This window comes from Enterococcus sp. AZ015, assembly GCF_050499225.1.
In the GTDB taxonomy this organism is placed as follows: Bacteria; Bacillota; Bacilli; order Lactobacillales; family Enterococcaceae; genus Enterococcus_D; species Enterococcus_D entomosocium.
The window spans coordinates 2,193,015-2,210,773 of record NZ_JBMHEX010000001.1 but is presented as its reverse complement, the minus strand read 5'-3'; the positions used below and the strand labels follow the sequence as shown (position 1 = coordinate 2,210,773).

The following is a 17,759-nucleotide window of genomic DNA, read 5'->3' as shown; positions in this document are numbered from 1 at the left end:
AAGACCAAATAAAGATTGAGCCAAATATGGGCTTAGTTTTTATTTGGTCTGTTTTATTTATAAGGAGGAAAAAAATGACTAAGTATCAAGAGCTTGCACAGAATATCATTGAAAATATTGGAGGAACGTCAAATATTGAGTCTGTAACGAATTGCATGACACGGTTACGATTCGTATTAAAAGATAATTCAAAAGTCAAAGAAGATCATCTTAAAGCAACACCAGGTGTTCAAGGAACAGCCTTAAAAGGCGGACAATATCAGGTAATTATTGGAACAGATGTAGCAAATGTTACGGAAGAAATCAACAAAATGGGGGACTTTGGAAGTGACTCTTCAGAACCAACGTCACCGAAAGAAGAAAAAGTCATCAATCGAGTTTTAGGAGCGATCACCTCAATTTTCCAACCGATTATTCCAGCAATCTGTGGGGCAGGGATGTTAAAAGCTGTTTTAGCTTTACTTGTTTTCTTTGAGGTATTAAACGCAGAAGCTCAAACGTATCAGCTTTTAAGTTTACTAGCCGATTCAGCATTTTATTTTCTTCCAGTAATGTTAGCAGTAACAAGTGCACAATACTTTAAAGCGAATCCATTTTATGCAGCGGTTTTAGGTGCAATGCTGATTCACCCAGCTTTTACAGCTATGGTTGCAGCTGGTGAACCTATTTCATTTGCAGGTCTTTCTGTCAGAGCTGTATCTTATGGTTCGGCAGTTGTACCGCCAATTTTGATTGTATGGGTAATGGCGCACATTGAACGTTTAGCAAAAAAAATATCGCCAAATCCTGTGAAGATTTTTCTGGTCCCTTTATTGGTTTTCTTGGTTACGGCTCCCTTAGCTTGGATCATTATCGGTCCACTAGGAGCATTAGTTGGTGATGTGTTATTAGTAGTCTTTGAATTCTTCAATGAACAAGCACGCTGGGTTTTACCAGTCCTGATGGGGGCATTTACCCCATTTTTCGTCATGACAGGGATGCATTACAGTTTTATGCCTGTTCAACTAGCACAATATGCCACATTGGGCTATGGAACGTTATTAGGACCGGGAATGCTAGCATCAAATATTGCTCAGTCTGGTGCTTCACTGGCAGTAGCATTAAAAACCAAAGATAAAGAGATGAAGCAAACGGCTTTTTCAGCTAGTACCACAGCGTTATTTGGAATCACGGAACCTGCTTTGTATGGGGTGACGATGAAACTAAAAACGCCTTTATGGGTCGTGGTAGCCTCTGGAGGAGTAGCTGGTTTATGGGCAGGTTTGACCAACATGCGAACTTATGCATCAGCAACTGCAGGGGTTTTGGCGTTACCTGTCTATTTAACGGATGATCTGTCAAATATCGTTAACGCAGTGATTTGCATTGTTATTGCATTCGCAATGTCTTTTGCACTTACTTTGTTTTTTGTAAATGCAGAAGGAAAGAAAAAAGCAGAAGTGTCTTCACAAAGTCAAACGTCAAATGCGAATCAGGTTGCTGAACCAATTCGATCATTACGGACACCTTTAGAGATCAGCAGTCCTTTGGCAGGGGATAGGTTGGCGACTCATGAAATTCCCGACAGTGTATTTGCCAATGAGATCATGGGGAGAACAGTGGCTATTCAACCAAAAAATGGTCAAGTAGTTGCACCATTTGATGGTGAAGTAGTGACGATTTTTCCCACCAATCACGCAATTGGGATCAAAAATAAGCAAGGAGTTGAGCTGTTGATCCATATTGGTATCGATACGGTCGAACTTGATGGCAAAGGTTATACTGCAGCAATCAAAGTAGGAGATACCTTTAAAAAAGGCGATTTGCTAGTAACCTTTGATCCAGAATATATTGTTAGTCAAGGATATTCTACAGTGACACCGATCGTAGTGACAAACACAGCAGATTTTACAGATGTTATTGTCCATTCTGAGGATGGAACCATCAAACAGGGTGATGTTTTAGTATCGATTTTTGAATAAAGAGGGGACAAATATGGCAAAATTTCCAGAAACTTTTTTATGGGGTGGTGCGATTGCCGCCAATCAAGCGGAAGGTGCCTATAACGAAGATGGCAAAGGACTTTCCATTCAAGATTTCTTATCAAATGGAGTCACAAGGCCACTAGATCCTGAGCTAAATCCGCAAAACTTAAAATTAGAAGGCATTGATTTTTATCATCGTTATCGAGAAGATATTCAAATGTTCGCCGAGATGGGCTTTCAAGTTTTACGTTTCTCGATTGCTTGGACACGAATTTTCCCTAATGGCAATGAGGAAAAGCCAAACGAAGCTGGATTGCAGTTTTATGAAGAGGTGATTGATTGTTGCTTATCTCATGGGATCGAACCGCTAATTACACTTTCTCATTATGAAACACCTTATTTCCTTACAAAAAGTTACGATGGTTGGCGTAATCGGGCATTGGTAGACTACTTTGATCGTTTTTGTCGGACTGTGTTTACTCGTTACCAAGGGAAAGTGAAATATTGGTTAACTTTCAATGAAATCAATGCGCTTTGGAATTTTCCCTTAATGGGAGCAGGAGTGATGACACAAAAAGATTGCTTATCTAAGCAAGATCTCTTTCAAATAGCACATCACGAGCTTGTTGCCAGTGCCCAAGCAGTCAAAACCGCCCATGAAATTGATCCACAGATGCAGGTAGGGAATATGGTGTTAGGGATCTATAATTATCCGATGACTTCAAACCCGAAAGACACATTGGCTGTTTTGGAGGCGGATAAAAACTTAAACTATTTTATGGATGTTCAAGCTCGTGGATATTATCCTGATTGGATCAAAAGAGAATGGCAGAGGTATAATGCAACTATCGAGATGGAACCTGACGATCTCGAATTATTAAAAAATACCGTTGATTTTATATCGTTTAGTTATTATATGTCCCGATGTGTTTCTGCTACGCCTGAAAAGTACCAACAGGGAAAAGGAAATATGACAAACGTTCTAAAAAATCCCTACCTTGATGAAACGGAGTGGGGATGGGAGATTGATCCAGACGGATTACGTATTCTCTTGAACCGTTTTTCGCATCTCTATCAGTTGCCACTTTTTATCGTTGAAAATGGTTTAGGTGCTGTTGATCAGTTAATTGAAATTGACGGAGAATTAACCGTTGTTGATGATTATCGCATTAATTATTTAAATGATCATCTATCAGCCGTTGCTAAAGCCATCGATGATGGTGTCAATGTATTGGGTTATACCATGTGGGGGTGTATTGATTTAGTAAGTGCTTCGACCGCAGAGATGAAAAAGCGTTATGGGTTCATTTATGTAGACCGAAACGATGATGGAACTGGTTCACTCAAACGGTATCGAAAAAAATCCTTTGATTGGTATCGCGAAGTGATTGTCACCAATGGGGGAACCATTGGTTGAAATACCGCTAGTAAATAAAGAAAGCATTGCCGATCCAGCAAATGGAAGGTAATGCTTTTTGTCGTTTATTGTATCCATTAATTCGACGGGTAAGCCGATAAGCGGTTATGGTCGTACGATTGATCAAAAGGGGAAAAAGAAGGTGAAAAGAGCAGCATCAACGATGCCACTCCATGGTGTTTTCGATTTCATTGGTATCAGAATCCAGTTGTTCAGAAACGATGGTAAAGCCGTTTTTGAGATAAAACGCAATAGCAGCTGTATTTTTTTGGTAGACATTCAGAGTCAGCTTCTCGTGTTCTGCTTGTACTTTTTGTAAAAGCTGCTTGCCAATGCCGTGGGCACGATAGTCTTTCAAAACGAAAATACCAGCGATATAATCACCCAACATCCCGATGAAGCCGACGGGATGATCATCCACCGAATAGGTGTAAATAAGGGCGTCAGAGAAGGCTTTTTTCACAAAATCATAGTTATCTTGCCAATGGGCAGCCGAAATAAAGTCATGGGCATCCAAATTACTTTGCAGCCAAATCTGGGCGATGGTTTCTAATTCAGAATCAGTAAATTGGGTCACTTGTTGTATCATGAGAACCTCCGTTTTTATTCAGTATAGCATAGGTATATTGCTGATTGCTGCGAATCGCGGCACTTTTGTAGGCAATTGGTCAGGAGACGAACCGCTTGATAAGTAACGAAGGTTAAATGACGAAGAAAAGCAATCTTTTTCGTTGAAATATTCTAACAATTTCGTTTCAGCTAGATGTCAATTTCTTGCAGCCAGATGTTATTTGTGTGAAAACAGCCCCAAGAATGAAATCTTTCGGTATGCTAGAGAAAGCGATAAGACACATCTAGTTAAGGAGAAAAAATGAAAAAGACACTTTTGGTTGCAAGTTCACTTGTTTTGCTGACGCTGCCTGTCGTGACGGTATCCGCAGACAGCTTTGATCAGAAGATCCAGCAGCAAAATGAAAAAATCAATGACATAAAAAATGAATCTACCTCATTAGAATCACTGAAACACTCCACAGAGGCAGAGATTCAATCGATTGAAGGAGAAATCCAAGCAATCCTACAAAAGAAAACGACGACCGAAAAAGAAGTCAATGCCTTGGCACAAGAGATCCAAGTCCTTGAAGAAAAAATCATCAAGCGCACAGAGGTACTGGCGAATCAAGCGCGTGACATTCAAACGTCGGAACCTTCCAATCGGTTGTTCCAAAAAATCGTTGATGCTGAATCCATCGGAGAAGCCATTCAACGGGCGATCGCTTCAGTAACGATCATGAATGCCAGCAATAGCATCGTCGAACAACAGCAAGAAGATATCGCAACGAGCCAGCAATTGGAAAAAGAGTTGCAGGAACAATTGGTTGTGATCGAAGAGCAGTCAAACGCATTGCAAGGAAAACAAGCGGAATTAGCTGATGTCAAATTGAATCAAGAAGTTGAACTAGCGGACCTTGCCTTGGCATTGAACACCGAAGAAGAGAAAAAAGACCGATTGGAAGCGGACCAAGCAGAAGCAAAACGGCAACGAGAAGCAGCGTTGAAGCAACTGGCTGAGCAAGAAGTACAAGAAGCAAAAGCGCGCAAAGAAGCAGAAGAAGCAGCAAAACGCCAGCAAGCAGCAGAAGCCGAGTCAGCTAAAACTGCTGAAAATCCTGCCGTTCAACAAGCAGCAGTGGCAGCAGCACAGCCGAAGACGGAAGCAGCAGTGGCGCCAGAAACATCGGTGGCTCCAGAAAAAACTGCAGCTACTCCTGCACCTGTGCAGCAAGCAACTGAGCCAAAAGAACAAGCAAGCACAGGTGGATGGCAAATGCCAGTCGATTCGGTTCATATTTCGAGTCGTTTTGGGTATCGAACAGATCCAACAGGGGCATCAGGAAATCAACATAATGGCATCGACTTTACCGGGGGGACAGGAACACCGATCTATGCGATTCAAGCAGGCGAAGTTGTCGAAGCGGGCTATGGTCCGTCAACTGGTAACTATGTGATCATCAAACATGCCAATGGCATTTACAGCTACTACATGCACTTTAGTACACTGCCAGCTGTCTCGGTCGGACAAAGCGTCTCAGCTAGACAATATGTAGGCGGTATGGGAACGACTGGAAATTCAACTGGCGTCCATCTACATTTAGGGATGTCAACAAGCTTATGGTCAGGATTCTTTGATCCGGCACCAGAATTGGGCTTATAATAGTCAGAAAATCCGCAGAAGCGAACAGGCTTCTGCGGATTTTTTGGTTGCTATTCTTTTACGAAGTCTCAATTGGCTCAGCGCCAAAATCGGGACATCTCCGCTTTGTCTTTCAGGTTGAAAGCGATCATGTCTTCAATCAATGCTTGATCGATCGGCTCAGTCCACTTGATGCGAAAAATGTTATCCGTATGGCTGTAGCCAGCTTTTTCAATGGCATCGATAAACTGTTCAAGACACTTGGTTTCTGGAGAGACAGAAAAGTGCGGTTTTGAAACGCTGAAACCGATAATAAAGGTTTCATGGGCGGTGAACATCGGCTGATTCCATTTAATGACTGGAACGAGGTCAGGAAATTTCTTGGTAATAGCGGCAAATAAGGCACGCAGTTTTTCTTGTTTTACTGGATCTTCAATGCTGGTTAAGTAAGTTTCTAATACATCCATTGGGAGATCTCCTTTCGTTTTAAGGAACGAGTACAGGCAATGTCGATTAATAAAAATAACGCATGTTTGAAATCAACTATTTTGTTACTTAGAGTGTACTGTAAAGTTAGTAAGTTGACAAACCTGTTGCCTTGCATGGGGGATAAAGCCTTCAGAAACAAACATTTTTTGCAAAAAGTAACGCTAAAAACAACTTTTTTTCTGCTCGAACAAAAGCCAAACATCAGGAACATTCCAGTATTATCCTGCACGGTTCCTTGAGATCAGCTTAACTTTTCAGAAATAACAAATGAAAAAGCAGATTATTTTCAGAGAAAACTTTCAAAAAGAAATCGGTTGCATTCAACAAGAATTCTGCTAGAATATAACTTGTTCGAACAAGTTGTTGAGCGAAAGCAAAAAGAAAGGAGGAGGACTTGTGACCAAAAGGAAACCGGTAACCCAAGCAGCCAAGAAAGAATATGCAAACAAAAGTATGCGGTTTAATCGTTTTTTACTTTTTCGTTATATGACTGCGATCTTTTTCTTTGTCAATCTTTATTGGACCCTATTGAGTCTGTCTCAATGGACATGGGCTGGTTTGATTCCCATTGCCTTATTGATCGTTGATGGACTTATACTTATTGAACAAACTCAAAAATATTGGCAGCAATCGAATCGTTTACTGGTGTCAAAAATCGGATATTGGCTCCAATTCGGTGTCAATCTGATTGCAATTCTATTTATTTTGATCGGACAGCAAGCAACATTGATTCCTTTTATGAATCAATCGGGTAGAGGCATCTTACTTGCCTTGTTTACTGTCGGCATGATCGCGTGCCTGTTCATCCAGCGTAAAGCGTGGTTGATCGAGCATGACCGCGACAAATATTTCACGTATTTGACTACATTTGAAACTCAAGGAGGAACAGTCAATGGATTCAGAAAATAACAAAATGTTTGCCTTCTTGGACCGCTACTTAATGGGTCCAATGGGGAAAATCTCACAATTACGGATCGTTCGTGGGGTCATGGCAGCCGGGATGGCGTCGATTCCTTTCACTATTGTAGGATCTATGTTCTTGATCATCAGCGTTTTACCCCAAAGTTTTCCTGTATTAGAGGGCATTTGGAGCACATCATTTGATAAAGTAGTTAATCTATATATGCTGGGTAATACTGCAACAATGGGGATTTTAGCACTATATTTTTGTATTGTCTTTGGATATGAGTATACTAAGATTCAAGCACAAGAAGAAAAACTTGTTTTAAGTCCAGTCAATGGGGCATTGCTTTCAATGATGGCGTTCTTTATGTGCTTACCGCAACTAGTGTTTGAAGGCGGAGTAGCCACGCTAGTAGAAGTGATTTCTGACGATCAAAAAATCATTAATGGTTGGGAAATCGGAGGAGGCGTTACTCGTTTAGGAACAACTGGGATCTTTACAGCGATCATCATGGCGATCATTGCGGTAAAAATCTACGCGTTTTGTGTGAAGCGCAATATTGTCATCAAAATGCCTGATACAGTGCCTACAGGTGTTTCTTCCTCATTTACTGCTTTGATTCCTACAGCGCTAATCGCACTTACTGTAATCGTCATCAATGGTGCATTAGTCGCAATGGGCACAGATATTTTCAAAGTCATTGCGATTCCTTTTAGTTTCGTGACGCAATTGACCAGTACCTGGGTCGGACTACTTGTTATCTACTTCTTCATGCATGCGCTCTGGATCGTGGGTATTCATGGGGCAACGATCGTGACCTCATTCTTGACGCCAATCGTATTGTCGAATATGGTGGAAAACCAAAATGGTGCCAACATTGCCTTTGCGGGTGAGTTTAACAATAGTTTCGTAACGATCGGTGGTTCAGGAGCGACGTTAGGAATGGTGATTTTCATCGCCTTCTTTGCAAAATCAGCGCAGTTAAGTGCTTTAGGAAAAGCAGCGATCGTGCCATCCTTCTTCAATATCAATGAACCGATTTTGTTCGGGATGCCAGTGGTATACAACCCGTACACAGCGATCCCATTCTTCTTAGCACCGATGGTTTCAATGTCCGTTGCTTATTTTGGCATCAACTTAGGCTTTGTTAACCCACCGATTGCCCAAGTAGCGTGGCCGACCCCTATTGGCTTATCCGGCTTTATTGGTTCAGGTGGTGACTGGCGTGCCTTTGTCTTAGCAATCATCTGTGCAGTCGTTGCTTTCTTGATTTGGTTCCCATTCATCAAAATGTATGATGGCAAATTATACAAGGACGAACAAGCAAACGCAACGAAGGCATAATCTTTCCGTTTTTTTGATAAGCCGGCTATGAAAAATAGCTGGCTTTTTTTACGCCAAAGACGATAATAGTAGTAGAGAATCGCAAGGAAAGGAGTAGGCAGATGACGAAACTCAGTATTGAAGACTTAGCAGCAGAATTGATCAGAAAGATCGAAGCTGGTGACATTGGAAATGAGCAGGGGAAGATGCCTAGTGAACGAGAGCTTTTGGCAATTTATCCAGTTTCTCGTTATACGTTACGTCAAGCCCTCAATAAGTTGAGCAAGATGGGCTGGATCTACCAGATGCAAGGCCGCGGCTCGTATATTCGTTTTCATAACAACCAAAAACCGACCATTGAACAAGGAGATCTTGGCTTCAATGAAGACTTGACCCGGGGCGAGAAAAACATTCGAACGGTCAAAGCCTCAAAGCGACTGGTCAAAGTATCAGAGGCGTTGTTTCTCCCAAGTCAAAAACAATTTGCGAAAGATCAGCACTTTATCGAAGTCCAACGGTTTCGCACGCTAGATGACAAACCGTATTTGATTGAACGTTCCTATTATATACCTGAAATCGTAGGGGAGATCTCCGAAACAATGATGGAGGGGTCAATGTTCCAAGCTTTGGCAGAAGAAAAACAACTGACAGTCGCCTTCATCGACAAGTTCATTCAAAGCAAACCGTTATCACAGGAACAAGCTGCGTTCTTTCATCTAGAAGAAGGCATGCCCGCATTGATCGTACGAGATGACAGCTATCTGAGAAATGGGGAGCTATTAGCCTTTTCGATGATCCATTATGATTATCGGATGGCGACATTATACATGCATAAAAAGTTATTCGTTTAAAGCAAACTGATTTTCAAGAAACGGTTCTTTCTTTTTTTGAAGGCAAGAGAAAAGCAGCCCATCAGGGAGAAAAAAGACTTACAGTTGCAGATCGGTAGACAGGAACCGGCTTTCAAACTGAGAGAAAAGGGATCGCTTCCAATGGATGAAAGATGACTGAGCAGTAAAACTATATAATAGGTAAAGAATCGATCAGCGACCTTGGCTTATAAGGTCGCTGTTTTTTTTGAGGGGATTGATCGGCGGTTAGGAAGGCGTGATTGTTGATTTAAGATAAAGATCGTTTAAAGAAGACCATTCGTTTCCTTAATACGAGGATATTTTGCTCAATTTTTAACAATATCATGTTGATAACCGACTTGCTCTGACAGATATTTCATCAAGTGAAGAAATATCTGATTTTTCAATCTGTTTTTGCTTTGATACTATCAAATAGACAACAGATGTTCTGCGAACGGAAGCCGTCTTTTCGTTTAATGGCTATTTTATTGAGAAACAGGCCGATTCACTGACTTGATTCCTATCCTCCAAAATAAATGGAGGCCGTGGAAATCATGGGGTGTGGTGGTTTTTGCTTTCTTTTTTTGAACGAATGATGGCAAGAAGGAAACGGACATCACTGCTCAAAAGGTCACAGCAGAAACGTCAGCTCGCTTGAAAAAAAGCCCGAGGGTAGAACAGCAAAAGTGCAACTTTTCACGAAAGTAGACGTTCAAGTAGACCAATTTGTAGACACACTAAATTGTTAACGAATCAAATCATCGATGAGTGAGGAATCAGGAGGGGTAACATGGCATTATTTCGCAAAAAGAAAGATGAAGAAACTTACGAAGGCGTTCATGTCTACGACGAGGAATATGATGAAGAAGAGTACGACGAAGACGAGTACGATGATGAAGAATATGATGACGATGAGTATGACGATGAAGAATATGAAGACGACGAGTACGAGGACGATGAGTACGATGATGAAGAATACGAGGAAGACGAGTATGAGGATGATGCCCAAGAAGAGCTGCTGGCATTAGAAAATACCGTTTCACAACTGACCAAGACCGTCGAACATTTGACCAAGCAATTGGAAAACAAACAAGAATCCATCAATCGGATGGCTTCGCAAGCGACGCAACAAGAAAGTATCATTTATGAAAACAAGCAGCTGCAAATGCGCTACAACGAGTTACAGCAGCAGTTAAAAGAAGCAGAACGTCAACAAGAAGCCCTCAAAACCAATTATGAGCAAGAAATTGAGCAGTTGACGAGTCAAGAAGACGAATTGATCGAAGTAGAAGAAGAGCTCGAACAATTGCGTCAAAGAGAAGATGAACTGCTAAAAGAATTAGAAGAAAAAAGCAAGCAAGTCCAAGCTTTTGAAGAAAAAGCGATTCATTTAGAAGAAAAAGCGGCGATAATCGAAAACTACAAATTAAAAGAAGTCGAAAGCATGCGCCGGATCACTTCGCTTGAAAATGAAAATCAACAGTTGAACTTGCGCTTGCAAGAAGCGGAAGCGAAATATCGGGATCTCGAACGTTCAAGAGTCGAACAATTGGCGGATAAGAATGTCTTACAGCGTGACTTGGAACGTGAGCTGGCAAAGGTCGAACAAATGAAGGACGAGCTGGCGACGATTTTGATCGAAGCAAAAGAAAAAGCACGGGAAACCGCTGCTGAAGCAGAACTGGAAGCCGACAGAAGACGTCAGATGGCGGAAAATGAAGCCCACAAGATCATTTCAGAAGCATCGATGGAAGTGATGAAAATCCGTCAAGAGATCAAGCAATACCAAGAACGACTTACGACGTTTCATCATGAATCGAAAGGGTTGTTTGAGCAGTTGATCCAGCATAGCAAAGTGTTGAATCTGCCAGACTAAAAAGAAGGTTATGAGTCGGAATAGACGAAAAGGTCTGCTAAATAATTTCCGAGAGCGACACGACAAAGGAGGGAAACCCACTAGGACCATATATGCTGTATAAGAAATCACAGGCAACAACTACGACTTGATTTCTTATGAGCATGTTGGTTATTGGGACGAATGTGACGAATGATATTTTAAAAATTGCCATCTATCCAACCTTGAGTCCAAATCTTGAGGAATTATTTTACAAACAAGAGGCACTTCCATCAGTAATCACTGCCTGTGACAACCTCTATCAAAAAAAGTGGCCGCTCAAATCGTCGATTCGCAAACAAGTGACGCATTACTTTGAGCAATTTTATTCCATCGAAGCCTTCACCCATCATATCGAGATGGAGATCTTACGGAAAAAAATCGATTACTCAAAATTACGCATTCCATTGGAACAGCAATTTCCTCAGTTTGTGTGGACGCAAATCGGCATCAATCATGTGTCCGATGAGAAAAGCAATTTGTTTTTGGAGTTTGTACCAATCGCATACACAGAAGAAGAGTTTCCCTTTACGATGCAGTTGCATGCTAGCTTGCAGCAGCAAGCCCCCGCTGGTGTAAGTGATGCGAACGACTTTAAAGAGCAACTGGTAAAAATCGTACAAAGCGTGATCGACGAACAAAATGTCACGTTTGTGAGTCGCCCGAAAGCGCAAGTCCATGAAGAAAAACGTCAGGGCAAAACCAATGCAATGAAAAAAGAACTGGAAGACACGCTCGAGTTCCAAAAGGTCAGTGCGGATGAGCCACCAAAGTTCAAAAAGAAAGTTCGAAAAAAAAGCAGCAAAAAAAAACAGTCAAAAAAAGCCAAGCAATTGTCCAAAGTCAACGCCAATGAATTAGCGTTGGAGGAAGAGGCGAAACGAGAACGAGCAAGCAAAGAGCGCTTGCGCTTGGCCAATCAAAAGCTTGAGATCTACATCGAAAACTTAGAAGCCTCTTTGATCAAAAATAGTATCCACTATTTAAACAGCTTGACCGATGAAGAAGACGAGAACTGGCATACGCAATTGAAAATCAGCTTACGAGAATATACCTATCTTTTTCAAAAAGCCAAATACCTCGAACAGGTTTGGCGCATCAATGACAATCTCGTACAAAAGATCGAAAAAATGACGTTGAACGAAAAAGAATTGACCTATGAGAGAGGGCAAGTGCAGCAAGTGGTCGACAACAACCTATCTGTTAAAGATATCAGTTTAGTTTTTTATGAATGCAGCGTGATTGAATCACGAGTCAAATTGTATGAGCGACCATGGTTTAGAAAACCTTACGCACGCATTATGAAGATGGACTATGACAATCTTTTACGAAAAGCCGCTTACTTTGATCTTCTCCAAAGCGAAAGCTATCTATTAGAAAAAAAAGCATTGATCGAAGGCAATACAGACGTTAGGAGCAGTCTATGAGAACCCAAAAGCAAAAACAACGATTCTTATTCTTATACCGCATCTACTTTATTGCTTCTTTGATCCCATTAGCGGTATTTTTGCAGCTGACCGCCTATTTTTATCTCTCTGCCTTTCGAGAATATGTCACTATCAGTCACTTGTTTTTACTCGCTCTTTTGCTAGGTTTTACGATGTATTTGCGGAACAATGCCTTTCATTATCAATTGCTGCTTGTGCAGCTTGAGAAAAATGAAAGCAAAGACCATGAACGACCAAAAAAAGGCACCAGCAAGAACAGCCCCAAGGAGGAGGATCAAGAAGATGAAAAAGCCCAGAAGAAACGTAAAAAGTCTGTTAGCGATCGGAGCATTTATCGGAATCATCAATAATCAAACGATTTCTGAAGCCATGGTTCGATCGATCTTAGGTGTAGAACCATCTACTTATATGGAAACCATCGATGCACAACGAGAAAGTCGTGGGCAATCGATAACGGATGCCCTCCGACCGGTCTCTTACGAAGGAGCTGACAGGATAACGGAGCAACTTGATACTCCTCCAGAACAAACAAAAGAAACCCTTCCAGAAGAAGCGGAGCAGGGCGAAAAAGGAACGGAAGTCCAAGTCGTAAATGATGTGGAACGACCGGCAGACGAGGGACAGACAGACGAGGAAGAAATGGAGAGCGGCACGGATGAAACAGAAAATCAAGAGGCCGAAGACGTTCCGTCGACGCCAGATCCTTCAGAAGGCGATCAACAGCCGAATCAGCCTGCTGGACCTGAAACGAATGAGCAAGAAACCAACGATACCAACAGCAGCAACAATAGCGGAAACAACCAATCAAATGGGAATCAAACCAATCAGGACAAAGAAAAAGAGCCCGATCCAATCACTGAAGAACCCGAATCGCCGATCGATGAAGAAGAGCGGGAAAGCAACTTTCAATTTTCGGTTTCTCGTAATCTAACGACACAACAATTCATCAATGAGATTGGTTCTGACGCGCAGGATGTTGCCTATAACAATGATCTTTATGCTTCAGTGATGATCGCACAAGCCATCTTGGAGACTGGCTCAGGAAATAGTGCCTTATCCAGTCCGCCAAACCACAATCTCTTTGGCATCAAGGGCAGCTTTCGTGGGCAAAAAGTGACCTTCAATACGCAAGAAGATGATGGAAGTGGTGCGTGGTATACGATCTCTTCCAATTTCCGTAAATACCCAAGTTACCGTGAATCCATCGAAGATTACGCTCGCTTACTAAGAGGAGGCATCACAGGCAACCCGCGCTTTTATGCCCCCGTTTGGAAAGAAAATGCCCCAACTTATCGGGAAGCAACTGCGTGGTTGACCGGGCGCTATGCTACGGACATCCATTATGACCAAAAGCTGAATGCGTTGATTGAGGCCTATGATCTAACCATTTATGATAATGAGCCGACCGAAGAGATTTTGGAAGAGATTGAACGCACACGTGCACAAGCAATCGAAGCAGCCCGCAAGGAAGAAGCGGAGACGACCCGTTCGTTGTTTGAAGACTTGCAAAGAAGCGCGGCAAATCGTCGAGGCTCAGGGAATTTGCCAGCGTCCATTCGGACCGTCAAGGATCGCTTGCAGGAAAATGCCAATGCCAATACTTATGCAAACCAATTAAGAGGGATGGAACGAGCGGGCAGCGAGGTAGATGCCAATGAGTAATCAGTCGCAAGCACCTAGAAGAAAAAAACGTCCGCCACAGCCTGCCAAACGTGAAAAAAAACGAGACCAATCAGAGGATACACCGAGAAATCCCCGAATCGAAAAGTTTCAGGCGCAAGGAAAGCAAGCCAGCCCTTCTAGTGGCAAGAAACGACCAAAAAAGCCGACCCAAAAAGAACCGACAGGACAGGCGCCTGTGAAAAAGAAACGAAAAAAAGCGGCTGGCACAGCGAATCGCCCCAAATTACCGACCGAAAAGCAGCATCCTAGCAAGCAAAAAGAAAGAGCAGCTGCCAGTACGACCAGTGAAGCACCACGCAAAAAGAAAAAGCGTCCACCGCAGCAAGCACGTCCAAGTCAGCACAACGAGCAGGGGAAAATCAAAAAATCAAGTCATCCTAATGCCAAATCAAAAGGGACCCACAAGCACGGCAAAAAACCAGCGGAAGTTTCCCAGAAACGACGTCCCCCGCAAAAAGGCAAAGCCGCGACGAAGAAACCAACAGCCAAAAAGAAATCTGGCAATCTCGTACTGAAAATCATCTATCTGATTTTCTTGGTTTGTAGCATGACTGTCCTATTTACGTTTATCGGCTTATATGTGACTGATCAAAACGAAATGACAGTTTTTAATCATCGGGTGGTGCGTTTATCAGATAATGGGATGGCGAATCTTGACAGCTCCGCATTACGCACACAAGATTTGATCATTTTAAGAGAACAAGCCTTCACTCAAGTACAGCCAAACGGGCTCGCGGTCTTTACAAATGGCTCAGGAACCGGCTATATTGCTCGCCGAGTACTATCGATCGAGGCTGACGAAGAGCAGGGCTATCATTTATCCGTCATTGGTGATGGACAGGCATTTGGGGAAGAAGCCATCGAAGCAGACCGTTTCGTTGGAGAAGTCTCAATGAGTATCAACCATGTAGCAGATGTGTTTCGTTTTATTGATCAAAACTTGATATTATCCATCATCTTCTGTGTATCATTGATCGCCTTATTCATTCTATTAGGCATTTATCTCTTTACTTGAGAGCCGTCATTACTTGAGAAAAGAGGAAACAAGGGTGCAAAAAAAAATTGTGTTAAGAAATAGTATCGCGTGTCTGCTTTTCTTTCTTTTGTTGCTTAGCATCTTGATTTGGCAGAATAATCAGTCTATTCATATTCGTCGATTAGCGGATGAAAATGAAGTGTTCGAAAAAATCGAGATTTTGGAAGAATGGCAGGAACGAATGACCCTTACAGGGACGACGATCCAACGATCCGTTCGGGTAATGAACGCTAGTGAAGTGCCAGTCTTTGTCCGAGCAAGTTTTGAAGAAGTGCTGCGCTATATCGCGCCAGACAGTGAGGAAGCAGCTTTTGAGCAGGCGGCAGATGCGAGTGATGCGCCAGACTTATTACCAGTACTGTCTCGCTTTGATGAAAACGAAATTTTAGCAAGGGGGTATCAGAACGTGACCCAGCAGATCCCAGAACTCATTGGAAATGCTCTTGATGGTCAAGTGATGGTTTGGATCAGCGATGAGACGATCGAAGAGTTGGCACCCACGCCTCCCTTGGATGCCTTCGATAGTGAGGAGATGCAGGAGTTATTGGGGGAACTAGACGCTGAAGAACAGGAAAATCCTGAGAACTTCTACGATCGCACCGAAGGCAATGAAGAAATGGAGGAGCTACCGTCATCAGACTTGATCGATGGTCCACCAGATCTCTGGCAAGAACCGGTCCTTGTCGAAGCTCACTTCAGCTATTCCTTTCGACGAAACCAACAACCGGTCATGCAGAAAATGAGTGGGGAACTGCTGCTGCTCAATCCTGCTGATCCGGTTGCTGAGTGGACCTTTGAAGCAGCCAACTTGACCTATAGTTATTATCTTGAAGGGTATCGTTATTTTGTTCGAAACTGGGCGGAGTCGCAGCTAGCCAGCCCCTTTTCCACCAGTGAGGAACCTACGGGATTCACGTATCTCGGAGAACAGGGAACGATTGACCAGTCGTCATTTGATTACACGACGACAGAATCTGGGTTAGGCAGTGCCTTTCACTTGCCAGAGATGATCAGTGCGTTTCCCGATGCTGCTGGGTTGTATCCGACCCAAACGGTGAAAACGCTAAGCAGCTTTGTCTCTGAAAGTCCTGCCCAGATCGATTCAGAAGCCATCATGATCGAATTCGGCTCTTTGAGCGATTACCGTCAGATCGATCGCAACACTTGGATCTATAATCCCGATGATGGCTGGTTTTATTATAGTTTCCCTTTGGACCGATCCTATCAAAGTGAAGACGGTTATGGCGTCACCCGTTCACTGATCGAACAAGTGATGATCGATACAAGTGTCGCAGACGATAGCCATCTTGCCTACGAACTTTTACCGAAAGTCGAAGTCATTCAAGCTTCTGATCGACAATCATTAAAGGAGGTCTTTCAGTTAGACAATGATCGCCCAGAGAGTGCTACTGCGATCATCTATCGGCATTTGTACTCACTTCAATAAGTTGCTAGAAAATAAGTCAAGGAGAGATTCACGTGAAAATGGTCATTGAAGAAATTGAATACCGTTATTTTCTTCAATACGGGAAGTATTTGGATTATTTCTACCAACAATATATGCAAGCGAATGTCGAAGATCCTGATGTTGAAAAAGGGATCGCCGAGATTCAGCGACTGGTTGAAGAAGAAAGGTATCATTATATCAGGGAACGAATCCGCATCACACGCAAAGCCAAAAAAAGTATTCCATTAGCTGACTACCCTGATTTCAATAAACTGATTCACTGGGGGTTTGCCCTTAGCAAATTATCTTTTCTTGACCCAGATACAAGTATCAACCAGCTAGAAGAAAAGGATTCTCCTTGATCGGGGGCTAGGTAAAAAGCAGGTGATGAAACTGAAAAACGGCAGACAAGCACATAAAGTACTTGATGAATCAGGGTTCAGCCTGGTTGAGATCCTTGGAGCGATCGTCATTCTCGGGATCGCAATGGTCATGATCGCCATGCTGATCATCCAAAACAACCTGATCCTTAGCTACAATACCCGAATGGAAGAGGCCATCGCAGCACGAGATGATGTCAAGGAATGGCTAATCTACCGGGCACAGACTCAAGACTTGGCGGATTTGAATATCGGGATCTTTACGGCTAGACCTTCTTGGATGATGGTCGATCCAGATGATCCCTCAGAAGTTCGCCGACACCATTTGGTCCTCGATAATTCAGGGATTCAATACAATGCGCAAGGGCAACCGATGTATGAAGAAATCCCGATTGCTGTAGATGATCTCAATCGGGGCCGATTTATTCGCAAGGTGGTATACGATCATTCTGGCGCTCATTTGCCGCAGCCCTTGGTAAATTCGGAAGAAAATCGCCTCTATATGGGAACGTACTTGTCGGAGAATGAAGAAACCACCAACTATTTGGTCAAGGTCTCCATTCGCGAAGACCCCAGACATGGACTGCGAGAAGACAGTTACGACCGTCGTCAGCTCGGGCTCGGACTTATTATTCAGGTCTTCGATAAACAAACGGGCGCATTTTTGACAGAAACGTATCTGCATTGGGTAGTAGACTATTGAAAGGGCTGGCTGTTCTTGCGGAAGTTGCA

Annotated in this window: 16 protein-coding genes; 14 read left to right on the top strand and 2 right to left on the bottom strand. The window is 42.7% G+C overall.

Annotated features, from left to right (window positions below; translation table 11 throughout):
• The first annotated feature begins 74 nt into the window (after positions 1-74).
• Positions 75-1,961, top strand: coding sequence for a beta-glucoside-specific PTS transporter subunit IIABC (locus tag IGK85_RS10345; protein WP_008378724.1), 1,887 nt, complete (start codon positions 75-77; stop codon positions 1,959-1,961).
• 13 nt (positions 1,962-1,974) lie between these two features.
• Positions 1,975-3,381, top strand: coding sequence for a family 1 glycosylhydrolase (locus IGK85_RS10340; RefSeq protein WP_194188348.1), 1,407 nt, complete (start codon positions 1,975-1,977; stop codon positions 3,379-3,381).
• Positions 3,382-3,538: 157 nt separating this feature from the next.
• Here IGK85_RS10340 and IGK85_RS10335 read toward each other — a convergent pair whose 3' ends face one another.
• Positions 3,539-3,970 carry a GNAT family N-acetyltransferase gene (locus IGK85_RS10335; protein ID WP_008378720.1) on the bottom strand — a complete coding sequence of 144 codons (432 nt, stop codon included), beginning with the start codon at positions 3,968-3,970 and terminating at the stop codon, positions 3,539-3,541.
• Positions 3,971-4,252: 282 nt separating this feature from the next.
• Between IGK85_RS10335 and IGK85_RS10330 the strand changes: the two genes are divergently transcribed.
• Positions 4,253-5,593 (top strand): peptidoglycan DD-metalloendopeptidase family protein, encoded by a 1,341-nt coding sequence (locus IGK85_RS10330; RefSeq protein ID WP_008378718.1) that lies wholly within the window; start codon positions 4,253-4,255, stop codon positions 5,591-5,593.
• Positions 5,594-5,670: 77 nt separating this feature from the next.
• Here the strand turns inward: IGK85_RS10330 and IGK85_RS10325 are convergent, their stop codons facing one another.
• Positions 5,671-6,039 (bottom strand): iron chaperone, encoded by a 369-nt coding sequence (locus IGK85_RS10325; RefSeq protein ID WP_008378716.1) that lies wholly within the window; start codon positions 6,037-6,039, stop codon positions 5,671-5,673.
• Positions 6,040-6,457: 418 nt separating this feature from the next.
• Here IGK85_RS10325 and IGK85_RS10320 point away from each other — a divergent pair, with 418 nt between their 5' ends.
• The 11 genes from IGK85_RS10320 to IGK85_RS10270 all read left to right on the top strand — a co-directional run bounded on the left by IGK85_RS10320 (position 6,458) and on the right by IGK85_RS10270 (position 17,730).
• Positions 6,458-6,970, top strand: a complete 513-nt coding sequence (locus tag IGK85_RS10320) for a hypothetical protein (protein WP_008378714.1) — start codon at positions 6,458-6,460, stop codon at positions 6,968-6,970.
• Positions 6,954-8,309 (top strand): PTS cellobiose transporter subunit IIC, encoded by a 1,356-nt coding sequence (celB, locus tag IGK85_RS10315; RefSeq protein WP_008378712.1) that lies wholly within the window; start codon positions 6,954-6,956, stop codon positions 8,307-8,309. Before IGK85_RS10320 ends, celB begins: the two co-directional genes overlap by 17 nt.
• Positions 8,310-8,410: 101 nt before the next feature.
• Positions 8,411-9,139 (top strand): GntR family transcriptional regulator, encoded by a 729-nt coding sequence (locus IGK85_RS10310; protein WP_008378710.1) that lies wholly within the window; start codon positions 8,411-8,413, stop codon positions 9,137-9,139.
• A 790-nt stretch (positions 9,140-9,929) separates the two neighbouring features.
• Entirely contained in the window at positions 9,930-11,015 is a 1,086-nt protein-coding gene (locus IGK85_RS10305) for a DivIVA domain-containing protein (RefSeq protein WP_008378707.1), read from the top strand.
• Positions 11,016-11,152: 137 nt separating this feature from the next.
• Positions 11,153-12,460, top strand: coding sequence for a hypothetical protein (locus IGK85_RS10300; RefSeq protein ID WP_429972241.1), 1,308 nt, complete (start codon positions 11,153-11,155; stop codon positions 12,458-12,460).
• On the top strand, positions 12,457-12,831 hold the full coding sequence (locus IGK85_RS10295; protein ID WP_005235091.1) for a hypothetical protein: 375 nt from the start codon (positions 12,457-12,459) through the stop codon (positions 12,829-12,831). The genes IGK85_RS10300 and IGK85_RS10295 overlap by 4 nt, the downstream gene beginning before the upstream one ends.
• Entirely contained in the window at positions 12,764-14,143 is a 1,380-nt protein-coding gene (locus IGK85_RS10290; protein WP_034872257.1) for a glucosaminidase domain-containing protein, read from the top strand. Before IGK85_RS10295 ends, IGK85_RS10290 begins: the two co-directional genes overlap by 68 nt.
• Positions 14,136-15,179 carry a hypothetical protein gene (locus IGK85_RS10285; protein ID WP_008378699.1) on the top strand — a complete coding sequence of 348 codons (1,044 nt, stop codon included), beginning with the start codon at positions 14,136-14,138 and terminating at the stop codon, positions 15,177-15,179. The genes IGK85_RS10290 and IGK85_RS10285 overlap by 8 nt, the downstream gene beginning before the upstream one ends.
• A gap of 13 nt (positions 15,180-15,192) precedes the next feature.
• Positions 15,193-16,647: a hypothetical protein gene (locus tag IGK85_RS10280; RefSeq protein ID WP_035006635.1), complete on the top strand. Its 1,455-nt coding sequence runs from the start codon at positions 15,193-15,195 to the stop codon at positions 16,645-16,647.
• Positions 16,648-16,685: 38 nt separating this feature from the next.
• Positions 16,686-17,009 (top strand): hypothetical protein, encoded by a 324-nt coding sequence (locus IGK85_RS10275; RefSeq protein ID WP_005235105.1) that lies wholly within the window; start codon positions 16,686-16,688, stop codon positions 17,007-17,009.
• Positions 17,010-17,034: 25 nt separating this feature from the next.
• Complete coding sequence (locus IGK85_RS10270; protein WP_005235106.1) at positions 17,035-17,730, top strand: type IV pilus modification PilV family protein; 696 nt, start codon at positions 17,035-17,037, stop codon at positions 17,728-17,730.
• Positions 17,731-17,759 lie beyond the last annotated feature (29 nt).

Bases quoted from the DNA above. Each gene is read 5' to 3' on its own strand.
- IGK85_RS10275 (WP_005235105.1), top strand. From the start codon at position 16,686: ATGGTCATTGAAGAAATTGAATACCGTTATTTTCTTCAATACGGGAAG.
- IGK85_RS10310 (WP_008378710.1), top strand. From the start codon at position 8,411: ATGACGAAACTCAGTATTGAAGACTTAGCAGCAGAATTGATCAGAAAG.
- IGK85_RS10295 (WP_005235091.1), top strand. From the start codon at position 12,457: ATGAGAACCCAAAAGCAAAAACAACGATTCTTATTCTTATACCGCATC.
- IGK85_RS10345 (WP_008378724.1), top strand. From the start codon at position 75: ATGACTAAGTATCAAGAGCTTGCACAGAATATCATTGAAAATATTGGA.
- IGK85_RS10335 (WP_008378720.1), bottom strand. From the start codon at position 3,970: ATGATACAACAAGTGACCCAATTTACTGATTCTGAATTAGAAACCATC.
- IGK85_RS10325 (WP_008378716.1), bottom strand. From the start codon at position 6,039: ATGGATGTATTAGAAACTTACTTAACCAGCATTGAAGATCCAGTAAAA.
- IGK85_RS10285 (WP_008378699.1), top strand. From the start codon at position 14,136: ATGAGTAATCAGTCGCAAGCACCTAGAAGAAAAAAACGTCCGCCACAG.
- IGK85_RS10330 (WP_008378718.1), top strand. From the start codon at position 4,253: ATGAAAAAGACACTTTTGGTTGCAAGTTCACTTGTTTTGCTGACGCTG.
- IGK85_RS10270 (WP_005235106.1), top strand. From the start codon at position 17,035: ATGAAACTGAAAAACGGCAGACAAGCACATAAAGTACTTGATGAATCA.
- IGK85_RS10340 (WP_194188348.1), top strand. From the start codon at position 1,975: ATGGCAAAATTTCCAGAAACTTTTTTATGGGGTGGTGCGATTGCCGCC.
- celB (WP_008378712.1), top strand. From the start codon at position 6,954: ATGGATTCAGAAAATAACAAAATGTTTGCCTTCTTGGACCGCTACTTA.
- IGK85_RS10305 (WP_008378707.1), top strand. From the start codon at position 9,930: ATGGCATTATTTCGCAAAAAGAAAGATGAAGAAACTTACGAAGGCGTT.
- IGK85_RS10300 (WP_429972241.1), top strand. From the start codon at position 11,153: ATGAGCATGTTGGTTATTGGGACGAATGTGACGAATGATATTTTAAAA.
- IGK85_RS10290 (WP_034872257.1), top strand. From the start codon at position 12,764: ATGAAAAAGCCCAGAAGAAACGTAAAAAGTCTGTTAGCGATCGGAGCA.